The 4,194-nt window shown below is 39.1% G+C and carries 5 protein-coding genes; 3 read left to right on the top strand and 2 right to left on the bottom strand.

Translation table 11 applies throughout. The annotated features are described in order from the left end of the window. Nucleotides 1-246 precede the first annotated feature (246 nt). On the top strand, nt 247-1,134 hold the full coding sequence (locus AB4503_RS25100) for a sce7726 family protein (protein WP_137034327.1): 888 nt from the start codon (nt 247-249) through the stop codon (nt 1,132-1,134). After that, nucleotides 1,100-2,029, top strand: a complete 930-nt coding sequence (locus AB4503_RS25095) for a sce7725 family protein (protein WP_102464560.1) — start codon at nt 1,100-1,102, stop codon at nt 2,027-2,029. Before AB4503_RS25100 ends, AB4503_RS25095 begins: the two co-directional genes overlap by 35 nt. Nucleotides 2,030-2,115: 86 nt before the next feature. Here AB4503_RS25095 and AB4503_RS25090 read toward each other — a convergent pair whose 3' ends face one another. Next, the gene (locus AB4503_RS25090) at nt 2,116-3,306 is read right to left on the bottom strand and encodes a tyrosine-type recombinase/integrase (RefSeq protein WP_372115885.1); all 1,191 of its coding nucleotides are present in this window, start codon (nt 3,304-3,306) and stop codon (nt 2,116-2,118) included. Nucleotides 3,307-3,315: 9 nt separating this feature from the next. Then, the gene (locus tag AB4503_RS25085) at nt 3,316-3,672 is read right to left on the bottom strand and encodes a hypothetical protein (RefSeq protein ID WP_372115884.1); all 357 of its coding nucleotides are present in this window, start codon (nt 3,670-3,672) and stop codon (nt 3,316-3,318) included. A gap of 116 nt (nt 3,673-3,788) precedes the next feature. On the opposite strand from AB4503_RS25085, the gene AB4503_RS25080 reads away from it, so the two are divergent. Then, nucleotides 3,789-4,151 (top strand): hypothetical protein, encoded by a 363-nt coding sequence (locus AB4503_RS25080; RefSeq protein ID WP_372115883.1) that lies wholly within the window; start codon nt 3,789-3,791, stop codon nt 4,149-4,151. Nucleotides 4,152-4,194: the final 43 nt, after the last annotated feature.

The following is a 4,194-nucleotide window of genomic DNA, read 5'->3' as shown; positions in this document are numbered from 1 at the left end:
GGGTCAGTCTAGAGAGACCGCCCCAGCGACTTAGGATTTTAGGTTGAGGGGATAGACAAAAGAGTACATTCGTAGCTAATTGGCTTCAATTCACACTCAATCAATCTTCCACTTATCTCAAAATAAACCATAATGAGTTGAGTTGCACAAATCTATAATCTAGAATCCACGCCTCATATTGACTACCATTGTAATGTTAATTAATTTACGACGTACCATTGAGCTAATGAAACTAAGGGCGAAGGGATGGACTATCGACAGCTGGCAAAGATATTCACTAGTGCCAATATAACTAAAGTAGCTCAAGGGGATCTTAGTTTTATTTACGGTATTATTTCTAATTTCTCAAGTCTTGAAAACCTTAATACCTTGGCAGAAATCTATGAAGAGGCATATAAGCTCCTCTGTAAACATTATCCAAATGAATACGTAGTTAAAAATATCATAGCTAACAATATCTTAATTGGTACTCACTCCATGAACACTGCAAGCATGCTCAGTGAGCTTAGAGTTGGGGCTAACAAGGCAGATTGTGTCATTATAAATGGTTCATCTACTTGCTATGAGATAAAAACAAAATACGATTCATTAAAAAGGCTCCCCGAACAATTAGCCTCTTATACTCTCGCATTTGATAAGACATACGTTGTGGCTCATGAAGCTCATCTAGAGTCTCTACTTAGGATTCATTCTGAAAACCCTACGTTTGGGATAATGGTGTCAAATACTCGCAATAATCTAAGCAAAAAAATTGCTGCTCCAAAGAATGAATCTTTTGATGTGGATCTTATGTTTCATACCTTAAGAAAAGAAGAATATAAAGATATCGTCCGAGATATTACCGGACAAGACCCCGATTACCCTGCAACAGAGTTATTTACTGAATGTAAAAAAATTTTTTGTCGATTAGAAGAAAGAGAAGCTAACAGTCAGTTTAAAAGAGTATTAAAAAAACATCGAAAAAACGATCATAATTTTATCGATGAACTACCCAGATCAATGAAAAACCTAGGAATAAGCTACAAGATTCACAAAAAAAACAAATCGAATATCATATCATCACTGTTGAAATGCAACTTATTTAATAGTGAGGAACAAAATGTACTTTCCATACCTGAGAGGCAAACAGTTTGAATTGACAGCCTTAAAAGAAGTAGCGCCTAGGCTCCAACAAGGAAAAATTCATCCGATTATAGAACCAGTTAACGATAATATTGACAAACTTTGCAGTGCGGTGAGCATACTTAATACTCATGGAGTAACGCCCCACATCATTGTGAACCCCGAAGTTGGCGACTTAGCAAGTGACTCTCCTGACTATTTAAGTCTTCTCGTGTCGCAGAAAAACGTTTCATTTATCCCATGTGTCCGTATACATAACCAAAATGTTGCTCACACACAAACATTTCTTGACCAGTTAATCCGTGATGGAGTCAGTTTTTCTTTGTATTTGCAGGAGGACATTCAGTTCAATATAAATGTGTATACATCAAACTCTGTTGCTAACTTGATTTTAAACCAAAATAGATATTCCCATACATTTTCGAACTCCCTTCCCCGTTGTGTAATTGTTAGTAGCTCATTCCCTGCAAAGAAAAGAAACGCAGATTATAACACCACTCCCCAATTTTTTTCGGATGCGCACCTAACCTACAAAACACCATTGGTCCAGCATCAAATTGGCTTCGGTGACTATCTAACAATCGACGATGCTTGGAGTACAAGCGGGGGGCCTGCATTTGTAATTGCACTACATGTTACTTATATCGATGGAAACAGTCAGAATATGTATGTAAAACATAGTTTGTCGACTTCCAACCCCAATGACCAAAGTGACCCAGCTGGTAAATTTAAAGAGGCTTTACAGGCAATGATCCAGTTTGCAAACCAAACGCCAAGCTTGGATCAAAACACTTTAGGTTTCCAACAATATATAACTATTTTTAACAACAAAACGTATCATGGATTAGGCGTTCCGAAAAAACTAAGCATGATGCATCATATCGAAACCATATGTAATTACCTATAAAACGTATTGTAGTATCTAATTTCTATTAAAAAGAATCGTAGACTGAAATCAGGCTAGCCAAAAATGATTTTGACTGGCCTGATTTTTTATATTTTGCTCACATCCCCAACTAACTCTGACACATTAGCACTTACCTCTCTCAACCTACTCGAAGCCAAATGAGCATACCTAGTCGAAGTTTGGGGGGATTGATGCCCTAATAAATGCTGAACATCATAGAGCGTGGCGTTACCACTGTTTATGAGGATCGAAGCGAAAGAGTGCCTGAGGTCATGTATGCGCATATCATCATATATACCTGCTGCTTTCTTGATTCGAGCGAATGCCTTCTTCGGATGTGCGATAGGTCTACCGGGTGCATCTCCGGCAAAGATATAGGGGTTCTTACGTATCTGAAATCGTCGTTGGTCATTTATCACCTCCTTAGCTAAATTATTTAGCAGAACTGTTCTCGATAAGCCCGATTTTGTGTGGGGAAGAAATAGGCTCCAATTGCCGTCGTCGTCGACGGTAAGACAGTCCCACTTAGAGTTAGTAATCTCACCAATTCTCATCCCAGTAAGCAGTGCGCATTTTAAGGCATTCCCTTGGGTGCGATTGGGTTCCTCATTACATGCCTTGATGAAAGATGAAACCTCTTTGCGGTTCAGGAATCTGTTTCTTAGATTGTTCTCCTTAAGCTTCCTTATGTACTGTCCCGGATTCTTGTCCACGAATCCCCACTCCATTGCTAATCTGAACATTCTAAGGGCTAGGGAACGCAATCTGTTCACCGTGGATGGTTTCCTTGTTTCTAGAACTCCATCAAGTAGCTTTTGAATGTCTTGTTGATTGATATCGGTGATGCTTTTCTTGCCCCATTTAGGGTAGAAATGTAGCTTTAAGTTACCGACATCATTCTTAGCAGTGAGTTTGTTCATGCGGGCATAGGGTAAGTAGTGTTCTTCCGCAAATTCCTGAAAACTAAGTACATTGGATTTTTCATCCCTCATAGCCTTGGGGTCATTACCTAGAGCTATCTCTCGCTTGTGGTCATTGGCTATCTGTCTAGCAGTGTTGATATCTAGCGCAGGGTATTCACCAATTTGTAACGATTTCTTTTTCCCGAAATAGGTGTATCTGAATAGGAACCTACGTCTCCCTTGTCTATTAATTATAATTTTCAGGCCGCTACAGAGCTCATCCGTATACTCAGTTTCTTTACTTCGACTTGTCGACGGCGTCGGCGGTAATGAATCAAGTTGGCGTTTATTAAATTTGAATTTACGTGATTGCATCAGTCCCCCTTATTCATCTGAGATTGAGAAATATTGATGTAATTCAGTGCGGAGTGTCTTAGGCATCAGTAGGTAGAGCCCCTTACCACTGTCCTCGATAATACTTAGGGATATAGAAGCTCCGTAATCTAGATCATCTTCGAATTCGGTATAGGTTAGGGCTCGTTTCAGCAGTTCGATATCGTCGACGACGACAGCGTTTAGCTCATTAATTGAGGTGAGGAACCAGAGTTCACATTGCAGTTCATCCCATGCCTGTTGGGTTTCTGTTTCATCGTGAAATGGTTCAGTGAGTATGGCTTTGACTTGCTCTTGTAGAGGAATTGGGAGATTTGGTAGTTGTTGAATAATAGTGATCTTGTTCATATTAAAATTCCATGATTATCAATATCATAGATTTAATATGTTTTTGATTCTTTAAATGATTCGGGCATCTAATATTATAGATGTAAGTAAGAAAACCATAAACGCAGGTAGGAAACATGTCTTTAACCAGAATTGGATACAGTCATATCGATAAAGAATACAAAGGTGTTGACTTCATCATAGAAGCTGATGAATATCTATGGGATTTTGTTGTGAGCCAGTTGTTCGAGCAAGAAAATATAGATCTAAATGAATATAATTCGACAAGAATATTAAATTCTGACCTAGAAAGCCCGTATACGACTTGGTATACGACCCAAAGTATTGAGGTTGTAGTGAGTCCAGATCAAGTTCCTAGGAATTTTTATCGTTGGTTGGAAGGTCAAGGCTTCAATCTTATCGCTAATCCGGGCTTGCAGTCGGAGGATGATGCCCAACTGCTTTATGACCTCCAAGACATTTTTGCATCTTGTGATTAACCTAAAATCCTAAGTCGCTGGGTCGGTCTCTCTAGACTGACCC

It is taken from the genome of Vibrio sp. 10N.222.55.B11 (assembly GCF_041473705.1).
Lineage (GTDB): Bacteria > Pseudomonadota > Gammaproteobacteria > Enterobacterales > Vibrionaceae > Vibrio > Vibrio crassostreae_C.
This window is presented reverse-complemented; position numbering and strand designations above follow the sequence as displayed.

Excerpts from the sequence above, each read along its gene's own strand:
- AB4503_RS25095 (WP_102464560.1), top strand. The coding sequence starts at position 1,100 with ATGTACTTTCCATACCTGAGAGGCAAACAGTTTGAATTGACAGCCTTA.
- AB4503_RS25080 (WP_372115883.1), top strand. The coding sequence starts at position 3,789 with ATGTCTTTAACCAGAATTGGATACAGTCATATCGATAAAGAATACAAA.
- AB4503_RS25100 (WP_137034327.1), top strand. The coding sequence starts at position 247 with ATGGACTATCGACAGCTGGCAAAGATATTCACTAGTGCCAATATAACT.
- AB4503_RS25085 (WP_372115884.1), bottom strand. The coding sequence starts at position 3,672 with ATGAACAAGATCACTATTATTCAACAACTACCAAATCTCCCAATTCCT.
- AB4503_RS25090 (WP_372115885.1), bottom strand. The coding sequence starts at position 3,306 with ATGCAATCACGTAAATTCAAATTTAATAAACGCCAACTTGATTCATTA.